Source organism: Ruegeria sp. SCP11 (genome assembly GCF_040329455.1).
Lineage (GTDB): Bacteria > Pseudomonadota > Alphaproteobacteria > Rhodobacterales > Rhodobacteraceae > Ruegeria > Ruegeria atlantica_E.
This window is the reverse complement of record NZ_JBDZYG010000005.1, coordinates 104,483-119,618: the sequence shown is the minus strand read 5'-3', so window position 1 is coordinate 119,618 and position 15,136 is coordinate 104,483. Positions and strand designations below refer to the sequence as shown.

General features: G+C 58.7%; 15 protein-coding genes. 3 read left to right on the top strand and 12 right to left on the bottom strand.

Features of this window, described 5'->3' with window-relative positions; translation table 11 throughout:
* Window positions 1–58: 58 nt before the first annotated feature.
* The 3 genes from ABLN94_RS09445 to ABLN94_RS09435 all read right to left on the bottom strand — a co-directional run bounded on the left by ABLN94_RS09445 (window position 59) and on the right by ABLN94_RS09435 (window position 3,532).
* Window positions 59–1,414, bottom strand: coding sequence for an ABC transporter substrate-binding protein (locus ABLN94_RS09445; protein WP_352991857.1), 1,356 nt, complete (start codon window positions 1,412–1,414; stop codon window positions 59–61).
* A 24-nt stretch (window positions 1,415–1,438) separates the two neighbouring features.
* Window positions 1,439–2,578: a LacI family DNA-binding transcriptional regulator gene (locus tag ABLN94_RS09440; RefSeq protein WP_352991855.1), complete on the bottom strand. Its 1,140-nt coding sequence runs from the start codon at window positions 2,576–2,578 to the stop codon at window positions 1,439–1,441.
* Between the two features lie 303 nt (window positions 2,579–2,881).
* Window positions 2,882–3,532: a carbonic anhydrase gene (locus tag ABLN94_RS09435; protein WP_352991853.1), complete on the bottom strand. Its 651-nt coding sequence runs from the start codon at window positions 3,530–3,532 to the stop codon at window positions 2,882–2,884.
* 143 nt (window positions 3,533–3,675) lie between these two features.
* Between ABLN94_RS09435 and ABLN94_RS09430 the strand changes: the two genes are divergently transcribed.
* The 3 genes from ABLN94_RS09430 (at window position 3,676) to ABLN94_RS09420 (ending at window position 6,245) form a co-directional block, all read left to right on the top strand.
* A complete protein-coding gene (locus ABLN94_RS09430; protein ID WP_352991851.1) occupies window positions 3,676–4,065 on the top strand; it encodes a hypothetical protein in 390 nt (129 codons plus the stop codon).
* 63 nt (window positions 4,066–4,128) lie between these two features.
* Entirely contained in the window at window positions 4,129–5,511 is a 1,383-nt protein-coding gene (locus ABLN94_RS09425) for a leucyl aminopeptidase family protein (RefSeq protein ID WP_352991849.1), read from the top strand.
* Entirely contained in the window at window positions 5,508–6,245 is a 738-nt protein-coding gene (locus ABLN94_RS09420) for a C40 family peptidase (protein WP_352991848.1), read from the top strand. The genes ABLN94_RS09425 and ABLN94_RS09420 overlap by 4 nt, the downstream gene beginning before the upstream one ends.
* On the opposite strand, the gene ABLN94_RS09415 is transcribed toward ABLN94_RS09420, so the two are convergent.
* The 9 genes from ABLN94_RS09415 to ABLN94_RS09375 all read right to left on the bottom strand — a co-directional run bounded on the left by ABLN94_RS09415 (window position 6,242) and on the right by ABLN94_RS09375 (window position 15,130).
* Window positions 6,242–6,592 (bottom strand): DUF2794 domain-containing protein, encoded by a 351-nt coding sequence (locus ABLN94_RS09415; protein WP_170488026.1) that lies wholly within the window; start codon window positions 6,590–6,592, stop codon window positions 6,242–6,244. The two genes, ABLN94_RS09420 and ABLN94_RS09415, sit on opposite strands and share 4 nt — an antisense overlap.
* A 76-nt stretch (window positions 6,593–6,668) precedes the next feature.
* Window positions 6,669–8,333, bottom strand: coding sequence for an ABC transporter permease (locus tag ABLN94_RS09410; RefSeq protein ID WP_170488024.1), 1,665 nt, complete (start codon window positions 8,331–8,333; stop codon window positions 6,669–6,671).
* Between the two features lie 121 nt (window positions 8,334–8,454).
* Window positions 8,455–9,675, bottom strand: coding sequence for a phenylacetate--CoA ligase family protein (locus tag ABLN94_RS09405; protein ID WP_170488022.1), 1,221 nt, complete (start codon window positions 9,673–9,675; stop codon window positions 8,455–8,457).
* Window positions 9,676–9,694: 19 nt separating this feature from the next.
* Window positions 9,695–10,528 (bottom strand): ABC transporter ATP-binding protein, encoded by an 834-nt coding sequence (locus ABLN94_RS09400; RefSeq protein ID WP_352992168.1) that lies wholly within the window; start codon window positions 10,526–10,528, stop codon window positions 9,695–9,697.
* A 72-nt stretch (window positions 10,529–10,600) separates the two neighbouring features.
* On the bottom strand, window positions 10,601–11,884 hold the full coding sequence (locus ABLN94_RS09395; protein ID WP_352991846.1) for an ABC transporter substrate-binding protein: 1,284 nt from the start codon (window positions 11,882–11,884) through the stop codon (window positions 10,601–10,603).
* 71 nt (window positions 11,885–11,955) lie between these two features.
* A complete protein-coding gene (locus ABLN94_RS09390) occupies window positions 11,956–13,032 on the bottom strand; it encodes a branched-chain amino acid ABC transporter permease (protein WP_170488016.1) in 1,077 nt (358 codons plus the stop codon).
* Window positions 13,033–13,035: 3 nt separating this feature from the next.
* The gene (locus tag ABLN94_RS09385) at window positions 13,036–13,293 is read right to left on the bottom strand and encodes a hypothetical protein (protein WP_170488015.1); all 258 of its coding nucleotides are present in this window, start codon (window positions 13,291–13,293) and stop codon (window positions 13,036–13,038) included.
* A 2-nt stretch (window positions 13,294–13,295) separates the two neighbouring features.
* A complete protein-coding gene (locus ABLN94_RS09380; RefSeq protein WP_170488013.1) occupies window positions 13,296–14,282 on the bottom strand; it encodes a branched-chain amino acid ABC transporter permease in 987 nt (328 codons plus the stop codon).
* A 29-nt stretch (window positions 14,283–14,311) separates the two neighbouring features.
* On the bottom strand, window positions 14,312–15,130 hold the full coding sequence (locus ABLN94_RS09375; protein WP_170326177.1) for an ABC transporter ATP-binding protein: 819 nt from the start codon (window positions 15,128–15,130) through the stop codon (window positions 14,312–14,314).
* Between the last annotated feature and the right edge of the window lie 6 nt (window positions 15,131–15,136).

Here is a 15,136-nt window from a genome sequence, read left to right as displayed (position 1 = left end):
GGGGTACCTCGAAGGGTTGGGACGCAGCAGCGCGAACGCCGCTGCAGGTGCTGGTGGATTACTGAACCTTGGCCAGCTCTTCGTTCATCGCCGCAACGGCGGCGGCGGCGTCAATTTCGCCGTCGATATACTGACGGACAACGCGGTTGACGGCCTGTGAGTTAATCATTTTCGACGCCAGCGCCAGTTGGCCCTCGGCCACGCCCCAGCGCTGTGCCACGTCCAGACCACCAACGATCTCATCAATCATCGCCTGTTCGTACAGCTCACCCAGAGGTGCCTTGCGGTCGACACCCACCGGCAGCTCGGCCCAGGCCTCGGAGAACACGGTTGGGTTGTCGGCATTACCACGACGGACTGGGAACTTGCCCTCGGGCGCAATCGCCAGCGTCTGGGTATACCCCTGATCCATGGCATATTTCACGAATTCCATTGCTGCATCGGTATCCGCATCATTGGTAATGCCAAAGTAGCGAACGTCACCCCAGGCTGCACCATCCGGGTTCGACGGGCCGGACAGTTTGGTGACAATACCGGTTTTGCCCGCCAGATCGCGCGAAGTCGGGTCGTCGTTGATTGTCGGCGGGGCGCTGTCGCGCAGACCGGCCAGCTCGTCCAGAATGAAGGGTGACCAGATGATCATCGCGGCCTTGCCGTCGAAATACAGTTCACGCGACTGCTTCCAGTACAGTTCACCCGGAGGCGAGGCCTCGGAGATCGCTTTGTAAAAGTCCAGAACCTCGGTGGTTTTGGCTTCGTCCAGCGGCTGGAAACCGTCCGGGCCCACGGGTGACACACCATTGGCGAGGAAGACATGCTCCAACACCTGGCTCATGAAGTTCTCGTCCACTTTGGTAGCCGAGACGAAACCATACATCTCCGGCGGATTGTGCAGAGCCTCCAGCGCAGCCTGAATGTCGGCAAAGCTGTCCGGCGCTTCCAAACCAGCCTCGTCGAACAGGTCCTTGCGGTAAACCACCATCTGGGTCCAGCCATCAACAGGCACCGAGGCGGTTTCGTCGTTGAACGCAGCCATCGCCAAAGCGCCGGGGGCGAAAGTGTCTGCGCCCAGTTCTTCAATCACTTCAGTCGCGGCTTCGGTGTCCAGAATACCGGCCTCGGCCCAGGGCAGAGCATATTGCAGCGTGTGATAGACCACATCCGGTAGATCGCCTGCGGCAAAGGCGGCGGTGGCGCGGGTGCCCAGATCGCTTTCGGTGACCGGGATCACCTCGACGGTGGTGCCGGTTTCAGCTTTGAACTGATCCGCCATCTCCTGCTGCTTGGCCAAACGCTCGGGTTGTTCCTCAGTAGTCCAGAAACGGATCGTGTCGGCCTGCACCGACAACGCGGTCAGTACCACTGCAAGCGACGAGCCAAGCATAAGCTTCACGGCTTTGGGTGTGAGTTTCATCGATGGTTTCCTCCCCGGTTGTGTTCACTCTTGATGTTGTATTTTTTGTGCCAATTCACTGGGCGTCAGGTTCGGCGACCCGTCCGACCCCCCTTCGATCAAACTGGCCTCGGCCAACTCGCGAAGCGTCGCGGGAGGCTCACCCCGAATTTGACGGATCAGCAGTGTCGCAAGCCGCTGACCGGCCATTCGCGAGTCAACGGCAAAGGTGGTAAGCGCCGGGCGCGCATAACGGCTTTCGGGAATGCCGTCATAGGCGATGACTGACACGTCACGACCGATTTCAAGCCCCAGATCCTCGGCCACGGAGTAAAAGCCCAAAGCGGCCAGATCAGTGGCAAAGACAATCGCCGTGGGCGGATTATCCAAAGCCATCAGGGCGCGGGCCTGTACCGCACCTGCATCCCGCGTGCGCGCACCGTCGCGGATCAGATCAGGATCAAGCGGCAGACTCTCGGCCCGCAGCCCTTCGATATAGCCATCCCGGCGTAGGTGGCTGTAGTTGAACTTCAGATCGCTACCAACATAGCCGATACGCTCATGCCCCAACCCCGCCAGACGTTGCACCGCCTTGCAAATGGCAGTTTCACCGGCAATGTCGAACCATGACACGTCCAACCAGTCTTTCGGGTTACCGTAGCCAGTGCGGCCGTACAGGATATGTGGCACTTCGAGGTTGCGCAGCAGGCTGATCCGGGCGTCCTTCACTAATGTGCGCGGCAGAATAAAACCGTCGGCCTTGCGTTCCTCATACAGGCGGCTGAGCACTTTCAGCGTGTCCTGCTCGGAGGTCGCAGTGGAAATCGTCATGGTCCAGTCGTGGCTACTGGCGGCTTCGCAGGCACCAGCCAGGAAATCCTGCAGGAAGGGATTGTGCTGGTCCGGTTCATCCGCATTCAGCACCATCGCAATCGCGCGCACCTGCCCGGTGCGGATCGCCTGTGCATGGCTTAGCGGACGGTATCCCAGCTTTCGCGCCGCGGCTTCAACACGCGCACGCGTGACCTCGGAAATATCTGAATAGCCGTTCAATGCGCGCGACACTGTGCTTTTCGACAAACCCAGATGCGCAGCCAGCTCATCCAGTTTTACGCGCCCCGAAACCGAGGTGCGATTCATCGTCGAGCGAGCAGGATATGAGAGATTCGCATTCATTTTTTCCATTTGTTTGTTCCGAAACCGGTTTCGGCAACGGAAAAGTTAAAAAATTTGCATCGTGATTATTTTTTTAACGATCTTCGCGGTCGAACAGATGTGCTGTCAGGAACCGCGCCGCATGCACAAATTTCTACACCGGCGAACCACGCCTCGGTTTCAATCAACAGCTAGTTGCGGACCAGTCGCGCTCTCTGGCTGACAGCCTATCAGGTTCAACCCAACATCGGATTGAGCGACTAAACCAAAAAAATGGGCGCTGAATCAGAGACTTGACCCAGCGCCCTTCAAATATGGGAAATTGCCAGTGGCTTAGACGACCACGAATTTTTTCTCCTGCGGGTCGTAACATTGCAAACCGCCTTCACCGATATCGGTCCACAAACCATGCAGACTGAGCGAACCGTCCTGCACCGCTGACGAAACGAACGGAAAGGTCATAAGGTTCTCAAGCGAGGCAACAACTGCCTGCCGTTCGAACTGGCGTGCCTGGTCCGCGGAGTCCTCGACATCTGCGACCAGTTCGTATTTCGGCTTCAGAATATCCATCCAGCGTCCGACAAAGCTCTCTTTGGCTTCCAGTTGCGGCGCCTGCCCTTTGCACATGTCGATACACCCCTGCACCCCGCCACACTGAGAATGACCCAATACAATCAAATGCGCTACTTTCAGCGCGGTTACGGCGTATTCGATCGCCGCACTGGTGCCGTGATGGTCGCCGTCGGGCGCATAGGGCGGCACAAGGTTGGCAATATTGCGGTGAATAAAGAACTCACCCTGATCAGCCCCAAAGATCGAGGTAACATGGACCCGGCTGTCGCAGCACGAAATCACCATCGCGCGCGGACGCTGCCCTTCGGTCGCCAGACGGCGATACCAGACCTGGTTTTCTGAATAAGTGGTGGCTTTCCAGCCATGATACCGATTTACCAGATAGGACGGCAAAGGTTTGGCATAGTCCATTTAGTAGTTCCTCGAATAGTCGTTCCCGCTGCTCTAGCCCGAATTCGCGGAAAATTCGAGCAATTATCCTGCACGACTGCAAGGTTTTGCAAAGAAATTCCCCGTCAAAGTCGCTTTGTGCCGTGGGGGCAAAATAAATTTGGGTGAATGTGGTGGATAAAATACTCACGCTTGAACACAAAGAAACCGTCCGTCTGGACCCAGACCAGCTAAATGGGTTGTACCGGCAACTGGGCGACAAGAATGCACTGGATGTGCTGTGTCGCACGGTCGAGGAACTGGCCGTGCGGCTGTCGAATTGTGAGCGCTTCTGGCGACAGCGCGATTGGGCAGGGCTGCGCAAATGCGCGCGCTCACTGGTGGCGATTGCCGATCAGATCGGCATGGTCGCGCTGGCCCGCGTCGCAGGGGATGTGGCGCAGTCCGTGGATGCCGGAGATGCGGTGGCAACAGGCGCCACCCTGTCGCGGTTGATCCGGGTCGGTGAGAAATCGCTGACAGTGATCTGGGATCAGCAGGATCTTTCGGTCTGACGGGGCTTGCGGACGGGCTGTGGGTAGCTAGGCTGGGCGCAAATCGAACCAGCCGAGATACCCATGACCCTGTCTTTCGCTTCGCCCTCTGACCCGTCCCTGCCGCTGCATGTCATCGCGCAACCCGATCTGGATGTTTGGCTGGCAGACCAGTCCGAGACGGTGGCAAATTGGATTGGAGCCAGTGGTTTCACCGGCGCGTTGGGCCAAGTTGCGCTTATCCCCGGTAGGGATGGGGCACCAGACTTTGCGGTGGCAGGGTACGGCAAGGCATCAGGTCGCGCGCGCAAGCGGTTTCCGCTGGCCGGCGCGGCCGAGGCATTGCCCGAGGGTGTGTATCACATCGCATCAGGTCTGCCCGAGGACGCTCTGCACACGGAATGTCTGGGCTGGTTGCTGACTGGTTATGCGTTCGACCGCTATGCCAAGCAATCTCCGGCCAAGGCGCGTCTGGTCGCACCCGAAGGCGTTGACGCCGCGCGGATTGAAATTCTGGCGCAGGCCGAGGCCCTGACCCGCGATTTGGTCAACACACCAACGGCAGATATGGGGCCCGACCAGCTACAAGCCACCGCTGAAGAACTGGCGCAGGATTTCAATGCCTCGTGCAGCGTGATCCGGGGTGACGCACTGCTAGAGCAGAATTTCCCGATGATCCACGCCGTCGGCCGCGCCGCCGCACAAGAGCCGCGCCTGATCGAGATGAACTGGGGCAGTGCCGGTCCCAAGCTGACCCTTGTTGGCAAAGGCGTTTGTTTCGACACCGGCGGCCTGAACCTGAAGCCCGGCAACTCGATGGCGTTGATGAAAAAGGACATGGGCGGATCAGCCAATGTGCTGGGTCTGGCGCGGATGATCATGGCGCTGGACCTGCCGCTGCAGCTGCGAGTGCTGATCCCGGCGGTTGAGAACTCGGTGGCCGGAAATGCGTTCCGCCCCGGTGATATCCTGACCTCGCGCAAAGGTCTGACGGTTGAGATCAACAATACCGACGCCGAAGGGCGACTGGTGCTGGCTGATGCGCTGGCATTGGCGGATGAGGGCGCCCCCGATCTGGTGATCTCGATGGCCACGCTGACCGGCGCGGCACGGGTGGCCGTTGGCGGTGATCTGGCGCCATTCTACACCGATGATGACAGTGCCGCCGACGCGCTGACGCGGGCCGGACAGCAGGCCGCCGACCCGGTCTGGCGGATGCCCTTCCACGAACCCTATGAGGCGATGATCGAACCGGGCATCGCCGATCTGGACAATGCGCCCTCGGGTGGGTTTGCAGGATCGATCACCGCCGCGCTGTTCCTGCGACGGTTTGTGGGCGATAGTCGATACATGCATTTCGACATCTATTCCTGGCAACCCAGCAAGGCACCCGGTCGCAGCAAAGGCGGTCTCGGGCAGGGACCGCGCGCTTTGCTGACGGCTCTGCCCGAGATTCTGAGCCTATGACCCGGCGGCGCATCATAAACCCGGTCGTTGATCTGCTGCGTCAACCCGAAGGCCCGCGGGACCGGCAATTGTTGTTTGGAGACACGGTAACCGTTGAGGAAACCCAAGGCGGTTGGAGCCGAGTCACAGCGGACAAGGACAAGTACAGCGGTTGGGTGGCCTCGGACCAACTGGGCGCGCCAGTGCCGGACACGCACTGGATTACCGCCCCCGCGACCCATGCCTATGCGCAGCCGGATATGAAAAGCCCGGACCGAATCTCGTTGAGTTTCGGCAGCCGGGTTCAGGTCCTGTCGGAACAGAACCGGTTTCTGGAAACCGAACTGGGTTTCATCCCTGCTGTGCACGCCAAGCTCATTGCCACACATTTGACCGATCCGGTCGCCGTTGCCGAGCTGTTTCTGGGCACGCCCTATCTGTGGGGTGGCAACAGCCGGTTTGGACTGGACTGCTCGGGCCTCGTGCAGGCTGGATTGTTAGCGTGTGGCATCCCCTGCCCGGGCGACAGCAGTGAACAGGAACGTGAACTAGGCGAGGCCCTGCCCGCGGGAACGGAACCGAAGCACGGAGATCTACTGTTTTGGAAAGGTCACGTGGCCTGGGTCTATGGCGAGAATATGCTGCTACACGCCAATGCCTATCATATGGATGTGACGTTCGAGCCGATGGATCAGGCAATCACGCGCATTCTGGATCAGGGTGACGGACCTGTCACCTCCCATAAAAGGCTCTAATCAAGGTCAATAGAGCGGATCAGTTTGCGCTCCAGCACCCGCAGGACTGTGCGCAGATCGTGTCCGCGTTTCAGAATGCGGCCATCCATACCAATCACGGAATACATTCCCTGCCTTTGGCGCAGACGCGGATGTTTCTCAACCCGGTAAATCGGGTGTTCCGCCGTGCGCCGAAAGATGGAAAATACCGCCATATCTCGCAGGTTGGAAATTCCGTAATCGCGCCATTCTCCGGCGGCGACCATCCGGCCATAAACAGACAGGATGTGGGACATCTCGTGCCGGTTAAACGCGACGGGCATCTGGGCCGAGTTTGCAGAAAACCGGCTGGGAGGCTGCATGTTCATACCTTTAGCCTTGCCGGAAAATGCGTTTGAATCAAGCCCGAGCACACAAGGGTGTGATATTTTGGCCCGCTGTGTCCTAGCGCCGCCCAACCTGGCGACAGATCAGAATCACTGGCAAAAGCCCCACCGCAAGAATGACCAGGGACGGCACGGCGGCGCCCTCCAACCGCTCATCCGAAGCCAGCCTGTATGCCTGCACAGCCAATGTATCAAAGTTGAAAGGCCGCATAATCAGGGTCGCGGGCAGCTCTTTCATCACGTCAACAAAGACGATCAGCAGCGCCGTCAGCAGTGAGGGCGTCAGGATCGGCAAGTGAATTCGGCGCAGGGTGCCCAGCGGGGTCTGGCCCAGCGACCGTGCGGCGGCGTCCATGTTGACGTGTACCGTGCTCTGCCCGCCCTCATACGCGCTGAGCGCGGCGGCCAGAAAACGCACCATATAGGCCGCCACCAGCAACCAGATCGAGCCCGTCACCAGCAACCCGGTCGATATATCGAAGGTCTGCCGCATCCACGCGTCCAATGCGTTGTCGAAACTTGCAAAAGGCACCATCAATCCCACAGCAATCACCCCGCCCGGAACCGCATATCCCAATCGCGCGATATATCCGGTGGTCAATGATCCGCGCCCTGGGCGCAGGCGCTGATAGAATCCCACACAGATCGCCGCAAATACGGTGATCACGGCCGCTGTACCCGCCAACGTCAGCGAGTTCTTAATAAAGCCGATATAACGCCGCGACAGCAGGTTCTGTTCCGATTCCATACCCATCTGGACCAGAATGAACACTGGCAGCAAAAAGCCCAGTAGCACCGGAATGGCGCAGAGGGTAAATCCCCCAACCGCAAGCCACCCCTTTAAGGGCGTTACAGGCAATGAGGCGTGGCTTTTGCCCGCCTGATAGTATTTTGCCTTACCGCGCCGGGTGCGCTCGACCACCGCCAACAATAGTGCAAACCCCAAAAGGCACAGGGCCAATTGCGCGGCCGCGGCACGGTCTCCGATTGAGAACCAGCTTGTGTAGATACCGGTTGCGAAGGTCTGCACGCCGAAATAGGCTACGGTGCCGAAATCGGCGATGGTCTCCATGATGGCCAACAAGACCCCTCCGGCAATTGCCGGACGCGCCATGGGTAGGGATACATGCCAGAACGCTAGCCAAGGGCTTTTACCCAGCGCACGGGCGGCCAGAAATGCCGAGGCGCTTTGCTGCAGAAATGCCGCGCGGGCCAGCAAATACACGTAGGGATACAACACCAGGATCAGCATGACCGCCGCGCCCTCGGTCGAGCGGATTTCCGGGAACCAATAGTCTCGCGGGCCCCAGCCGGTCACATCGCGCAGAGTGGTCTGGACGATTCCCGGGTGATCCAGGATGAAGGTATAGGCATAGGCCAGGACATAGGCCGGAAAAGCCAGCGGCAGAACCAAAGCGATCTCAAGAAAGCGGACACCGGGAAAGCGGGTCATAGTCACCAGCCAGGCCGCTCCGACTCCGATTGAAAACGTGCCTACGGCTACCAAAACCACCAGGATGAGCGTCGTCAGCGCATAGCCGGGCAGAACCGTATCCAACAGATGCGAGATCGTGTCTGTCCCGCCTGTGACCGCTGCCAGAACAACCGCCACCATCGGCAGCAGACAGGCAGCCGCCACCAGATAGGCCACTGAGGCCACCAACCGAGTGCCAAACACACCCCGGTTGCGCGTTCCGTGTTCTGAATATTCGATTTCGGCCATGTTTCCGGTCGTGGCAGGCAAAGGCGCAGGTTTCGCCTTTAATCGACCAAAATGCTAAGAAACACCAGTGGGCGGGGGAACAATTCTGCGACACATACTGCCGCAGAGCTGTTTTTCAGAGTCAGTCGTAGACGCGCTGATCTTCGATCACCAACCCGTCCTTGGGCAGCGATCCAGGAGCCACAACCTCAATCGCGCCTTTCAGTTTCAGCACCTCGACCACAGACTTGGCATAGGTTACGTCGTCGCTGCGCGGGCTTTCGATCTGAACGGTCATCGTGTCCATCTCACCCTGACGGGCGGCGATAACGCGGGCTTTGACGATCTCATCATGCTTGTCGACCAAGGCCGCCACCTGTTCGGGGCGCACGAACATACCCTTGATCTTGGTGGTCTGATCGGCTCGGCCCATCCAGCCCTTGATCCGCGCATTGGTTCGGCCACAAGGCGACTGTCCCGGCATTATGGCCGACAAATCACCTGTTGCGAAGCGGATCAGCGGATAGTCGGGGTTCAGTGAGGTCACGACAACCTCTCCCACCTCACCTGGGGCGACCGGAGTACCTGTGCCCGGCGTGACGATCTCGACAATAACATGTTCGTCGATGATCATCCCCTCCATCGCAGCACTTTCGTAGGCGATATTGCCGAGATCGGCGGTGGCATAGCATTGAAGGCAGGAAATACCTCGATCGGCATATTCCTGTCGCAGCGACGGGAACAGTGCGCCGCCGCCCACAACGGCTGTGGCGAACTGCAGGGAAACGCCCATTTCATCTGCCTTGTCCAAAATGACCTTCAGGTAGTCCGGCGTGCCCGCGTATGAGGTGCAACCAACATCGCGTGCAGCGGTGACCTGCAATTCCGTCTGGCCAGTGCCAGCTGGCAGCACAGCCGCGCCCACTGCCCGCGCACCACTTTCAAAGATCATCCCAGCAGGGGTCAGGTGATAACCGAAACAGTTGTGAACAATGTCGCCCGGCCCAACACCTGCTGCATGCAGGAAACGCCCCATGCGCCACCAGTCGGGATCAGTGCTGCCGGGCTCATAGATCGGGCCAGGGGATTGGAAAACGTGATGAAAGTGCCGCGCCGGCTTGACCGTAAAGCCCCCGAACGGGGGGCGGCTCGCCTGCGCCTGAGCCAGATCGGACTTGCGCAACACCGGGAGCTTCACCAGATCGTCAATCGAAGCAACAGCATCAACTTCGGCCCCCGCCAAATGCGTCTCAAAGCCGGGCGCGGAGAGCGCGCGCTGAAGTTGAACCCGCAGCGCCTGCTCTTGTTCAGAGGCACGTTGATCGGCTGAACGGGTCTCGAGCGCGTCGTAGAATGTCGTCATGACCAGATCCTCCATCCGCTTACAGCCACCGCTTGCGACGGCGGTACGAACGCACGTCGCGGAAACTTTTGCGCCCCTCGTCGGACATGCCCAGATAGAACTCTTTCACATCCGGATTCTCGCGCAGATCGGCCGCCGGGCCGTCCATCACCACACGGCCCGATTCCAGAATATAGCCGTAATGCGCAAATCTTAGAGCCACATTGGTGTTTTGTTCGGCCAGCAGGAAGGACACACCTTCTTTCTCGTTCAGGTCTTTCACGATGCTGAAAATCTCTTCGACCAGCTGCGGTGCCAGACCCATCGAGGGCTCGTCCAACAAAATCGTTTCGGGGCGCGACATCAGTGCCCGGCCCATTGCCACCATTTGCTGCTCGCCGCCCGAGGTATAGCCTGCCTGCGACTTGCGGCGTTCGGCAAGGCGCGGGAAATAAGTATACACAAGATCCAGATCCTGCTGGATCGCCGCCTTGCCGTCTTTACGGGTATAGGCTCCGGTAAGTAGGTTTTCCTCAACCGTCAGGTGTTCAAAGCAATGGCGGCCCTCCATCACCTGAATTACACCCTTTTCCACCAGGTCGGCTGGGTCACTCTCATGCACATTGGCGCCGCGATAGGTGATCGAGCCTTTGGTCACCTCACCCCGTTCCGAATGCAGCAGGTTCGACACCGCCTTGAGCGTCGTGGTCTTGCCCGCCCCGTTGCCACCCAGCAAAGCAGTGATGCCGCCCTTGGGCACGGTCAGGCTGACACCTTTCAGGACGAGGATCACGTGATTGTAAATCACCTCGATATTGTTGACCTCAAGCAGGGTTTCCGCCTGAACTTCGGTGGTATGGGCCGCATCCAGCATCTGCGCGTGTCCTTGTGCGAGTGTGGGGTTCCGGGACGGCGGCGCACCGCCGACCCGCTGTTTCATTGCGTTTTAGTTACAACGCGGTTCGATATTGTTTTCAGCTGCGTAGGCGGCCGAGTCCTCGTCGATCAGCGCACCAATCACCTCGACATCGGTCGGCTTGAAGTCCTGCACAGTGTTCCACGTCTTGGCAGACGCGTCCCACTGGACGACGCCGACCAGCCCCGGACCGCCGTGGTTTTCACATGTTACCGTGAACTCAGGCCCGAACCCGGCCATGCCCAGCGCATCCATCTTGGCGTTGGTCATTTCCAGCGCCTCCATACCGTCACGCATCATGGCTGGAGTGATGTCAGCCGTACCGTGTATTTCCTGTGCAGTCTTGATTGCCTCAGACGCCAGCATTGCAGCATAGAGACCGCGATTGTATTGCACAGCACCCAGTTGGTCGCCTGCACCTGCGGCTTTGCCTGCATCAACAACATGTTTCTGCAGATCTTCATAAACCGGGTAATCCATACCCAGACCAGTGAAGGTCAGCGCCTTATACCCATTAGCTTTTTCGCCAGCAGGCTCGACATCAAATTCAGCGCCCGACCACCAGACACCGATGAAATTCTCCATCGGGAAGCGGATATTGGCGGCTTCCTGAACCGCAACCTGGTTCATCACGCCCCAGCCCCACATGATCACATAGTCGGGCCTATCACGACGGATCTGGAGCCATTGCGATTTTTGCTCTTGTCCCGGGTGGTCGACGGGCAGCAAAGCCAATTCATACCCATGTTTTTCGGACAGGTCTTCCAGAGTCCGGATCGGTTCCTTGCCGTAGGCAGAATTGTGGTAGATCAGCGCGATTTTCTTGCCGCTCAGATCTCCGCCATTTTCCTCAAGCAAATAGTTGATCGCACCCGATGCGCCATTCCAGTAGTTTGCCGGGTAGTTAAAGACATGACTGAACACCGTGCCGTTCGCCGCCGACGTCCGGCCATAACCCATTGTGTGCAGCGGGATGTTGTCCGCGGTCACTTTGGGGATCAATTGATAGGTAATGCCCGTCGACAACGGCTGGTACACCAGCGCGCCTTCGCCCTTGGTGGCTTCATAGCACTCGACGCCTTTTTCAGTGTTATAACCGGTCTCGCACTCGATCACCCGAACAGGAACGCCGCCAATGCCGCCGTCACGTTCGTTCAGCAAGGTGAAATAGTCGTTATAGCCGTCCGAAAACGGAATGCCGCCCGCCGCATAGGGGCCAGTACGATAGCTGAGATCAGGGATCACCAGATCTGCCAGCGCCGGGCCTGCGGCCATCAGGGCGCCCAGCGCCATGGTTGCCAGTGTCTTGTTCATCGGGTGTCTCCTCCCTTGGTTGGTCCGATGGTTAGGTCGGGCTTTGCACCCGTTTTCTGATTGGGCCTGCCCTAGTGCGGGAAAGGCCAAAGTCTGAGTTTCTCTTTTGCCACGCGCCACAGTTGCGCCAGCCCGTGCGGTTCGAGGATCAGGAACATGATGATCAGCGCGCCGACAATCACCAGGTTCAGGTGCGCCACGATATCAGTAGGCCAGCCCAGCAGATCGACACCGATCAGCTTGAGAAGCACAGGCAGCAGCACAAGGAACGCCGCCCCCGCGAAAGAGCCGAAGATCGACCCCAAACCGCCGATAATCACCATGAACAGCACCAGGAACGACTTCTGGATGCCAAAGACTTCTCCGACCTCAACCGCGCCCAGATAGACCGCAAAGAACAGCGCGCCCGCGATGCCGACAAAGAAGGAACTGACGGCAAAGGCGCTGATCTTAGCCTTGAGCGGGTTCACCCCGATGATCTCAGCCGCGATATCCATGTCGCGGATTGCCATCCAGCTGCGCCCTGTGGTTCCACGCGTCAGGTTGCGTGCGATCAAGGCACAGACGGTCAGGAAGATCAGGCAGAACAGGTAGGTAGCCCAGGCTGGAGCGTTCGGGCCGGTGATGATGATACCGAACACGTCGCGTTCCGGCGCATTGATCTGGCCCGAGGCCGAATAGTTGTAGAACCACGGCACCCGGTTGAACAGCCACACAAGGAAGAACTGTGCCGCAAGCGTGGCGACTGCCAGGTAAAACCCTTTGATCCGCAGAGACGGCAAGCCGAACAGCACCCCGACAAGGGCTGTGACCCCTCCTGCAAGTACCACGTGAATGAACATGCTGACGTCCGGGAAAGCGGTCATCAGCTTGTAGCAGGCATAGGCCCCCACAGCCATGAACCCACCGGTCCCCAGGCTAACCTGTCCGCAGTAGCCGACAAGGATATTCAGCCCGATCGCCGCGATCGCGTAGATCAGGAATGGCAGCAGCAGCGCATTGGCCCAGTAGTCGTTGATGATGAAGGGAATGATCCCAAACGCCACCGCCAGAACGACATAGTACCGATACCGGTCGAATTTGATCGGGAAGGTTTGGCTGTCATCCACGTAAGAGACTTTGAAATCTCCGGCCTCACGGTAGAACATGTCTTACTTCCCCCACTCTTCCTGTGCTTGGTTCCGGGCTTCGGCGTCCAATTGGTTCGAGCCTTTGGCGTATCCGCTCGCCTCCGAGCTGCGCACCAGTTTCATGTAAGCAAGAATACCTGTAACCAGCCCGGCAAAGGCTAGGATTGCTGCCACGACCAACTGGCTTTCGGTCAGATCCTCCGAGGTGATGGCGATATAGCCAAAAGCCCAAAACCCGGCCCACGCGATGACATTGATGATGGCGATCATCTTTTGCATGGCTAAACCCTTTCGATGATTTTCTCGCCGAACAGACCTTGCGGGCGGAACACCAGGAAGATCAGCGCCAGCACATAGGCAAACCAGTTCTCGGTTGCTCCGCCGACCATCGGGCCGATGGCGAACTCGAACAGTTTTTCACCCACACCGATAATCAGCCCGCCCACGATGGCGCCGGGGATCGAGGTGAACCCGCCCAGCATCAATACCGGCAGCGCCTTGAGCGCGATCAACGACAGCGAGAACTGCACGCCGGACTTGGTGCCCCACATGATCCCTGCGACCAGAGCAACAAAGCCCGCAACCGACCAGACCATGATCCAGATGAAGTTCAGCGAAATGCCAACCGAGAGCGCCGCCTGGTGGTCATCGGCCACCGCGCGCATCGCCCGGCCCTGCTTGGTATATTGGCTGAACGCCACCAAAGCCGCCACCAGCAGCGCGGCGATGATTGTCGCCACAATGTCCAGATTGTCGATGAAAAAGCCGTAGCCGAAGATGTTATAGGTGCTCTCATCAATCCACAGGTTGATCCCCTGCGGCAGCCCCACATCTAGCGTCTTGATCTCGGACCCCCACATCAGGTCGGCCACGCCCTCAAGGAAATAAGCCAGGCCAATGGTGGCCATGAACAGGATGATGGGCTCCTGCCCGACCAGATGGCGCATGACGAAGCGCTGCACCGCCCAGGCCAGCAGCACCATGACTCCCATGGTCAGCAAAATCGCCAACAGCGCGGGCACGTTCCAACCGAAATAGTGGATATGCGTCCCGAAGGTCGCATTGATCAGATGCGCAAAGGGCACCTGACCGTTCATGATCCCCACCAGAGTCATGGCAGCAAACAACGCCATAACCCCTTGTGCATAATTGAAAATTCCCGAAGCCTTGTAGATCAGAACAAAGCCTAAGGCGACCAGCGCATAGAGCACCCCGGCCATCAGGCCGTTGAGGATGACCTCCATCGCGAATACGAGTTGTTCAGGCATCTGCGCCGCTCCTCATGTCTGTCGGATGCTTAGTCATGACTGACCCCCAGATAGGCGTCGATGACGTCCTGATTGCTGCGCACCTCATCCGGTGTGCCGTCGCCGATCTTTTTGCCGTAATCCATCACGACCACGCGGTCACTCAGGTCCATCACCACGCCCATATCGTGCTCGATCAAGGCAATGGTGGTGCCGAACTCGTCATTCACGTCGAGGATAAAGCGGCTCATATCCTCTTTCTCTTCAACGTTCATGCCCGCCATCGGTTCATCCAGCAGCAGCAGCTTGGGTTCCGCCGCCAGCGCGCGGGCCAGTTCGACACGTTTCTTCAAGCCGTAAGGCAGCCGCGAAACCGGCGTCTTGCGGATGTGCTGGATTTCCAGAAAGTCGATGATCTTCTCCACCGCTTCGCGGTTTTCAACCTCTTCCGCCTCGGCTTTGCCCTTCCACCAGGCCTGCTGGAACATATTGGTTTTCATGTAGTTCAGCCGCCCGGTCATGACGTTGTCCAGCACGCTCATGCCTTCGAACAGGGCGATATTCTGGAATGTCCGAGCTATACCCTGCCGCGCCACCTCATATGGTCGCATCGGTGGGCGCTTGGCACCGTGAAACCAAACCTCCCCCTCCTGCGGGACATAGAACCCCGAAATCACGTTCAGCATCGAGGACTTGCCCGCCCCGTTCGGCCCAATGATGGCGCGAATCTCACCCTCACGGATATCGAACGAGATATCCTTGATCGCCACCACACCGCCAAAGCGCAGGGTGATGTTTTTCATCTCCATCACCACGCCGCCGATCTTGCGGCCATCTTCGGTGACATATCCTTCGGTAGAATCAAGCATCAGCCA

Excerpts from the sequence above, each read along its gene's own strand:
- ABLN94_RS09445 (WP_352991857.1), bottom strand. The coding sequence starts at position 1,414 with ATGAAACTCACACCCAAAGCCGTGAAGCTTATGCTTGGCTCGTCGCTT.
- ABLN94_RS09440 (WP_352991855.1), bottom strand. The coding sequence starts at position 2,578 with ATGGAAAAAATGAATGCGAATCTCTCATATCCTGCTCGCTCGACGATG.
- ABLN94_RS09435 (WP_352991853.1), bottom strand. The coding sequence starts at position 3,532 with ATGGACTATGCCAAACCTTTGCCGTCCTATCTGGTAAATCGGTATCAT.
- ABLN94_RS09425 (WP_352991849.1), top strand. The coding sequence starts at position 4,129 with ATGACCCTGTCTTTCGCTTCGCCCTCTGACCCGTCCCTGCCGCTGCAT.
- ABLN94_RS09420 (WP_352991848.1), top strand. The coding sequence starts at position 5,508 with ATGACCCGGCGGCGCATCATAAACCCGGTCGTTGATCTGCTGCGTCAA.
- ABLN94_RS09415 (WP_170488026.1), bottom strand. The coding sequence starts at position 6,592 with ATGAACATGCAGCCTCCCAGCCGGTTTTCTGCAAACTCGGCCCAGATG.
- ABLN94_RS09410 (WP_170488024.1), bottom strand. The coding sequence starts at position 8,333 with ATGGCCGAAATCGAATATTCAGAACACGGAACGCGCAACCGGGGTGTG.
- ABLN94_RS09405 (WP_170488022.1), bottom strand. The coding sequence starts at position 9,675 with ATGACGACATTCTACGACGCGCTCGAGACCCGTTCAGCCGATCAACGT.
- ABLN94_RS09400 (WP_352992168.1), bottom strand. The coding sequence starts at position 10,528 with ATGCTGGATGCGGCCCATACCACCGAAGTTCAGGCGGAAACCCTGCTT.
- ABLN94_RS09395 (WP_352991846.1), bottom strand. The coding sequence starts at position 11,884 with ATGAACAAGACACTGGCAACCATGGCGCTGGGCGCCCTGATGGCCGCA.
- ABLN94_RS09390 (WP_170488016.1), bottom strand. The coding sequence starts at position 13,032 with ATGTTCTACCGTGAGGCCGGAGATTTCAAAGTCTCTTACGTGGATGAC.
- ABLN94_RS09385 (WP_170488015.1), bottom strand. The coding sequence starts at position 13,293 with ATGCAAAAGATGATCGCCATCATCAATGTCATCGCGTGGGCCGGGTTT.
- ABLN94_RS09380 (WP_170488013.1), bottom strand. The coding sequence starts at position 14,282 with ATGCCTGAACAACTCGTATTCGCGATGGAGGTCATCCTCAACGGCCTG.
- ABLN94_RS09375 (WP_170326177.1), bottom strand. The coding sequence starts at position 15,130 with ATGCTTGATTCTACCGAAGGATATGTCACCGAAGATGGCCGCAAGATC.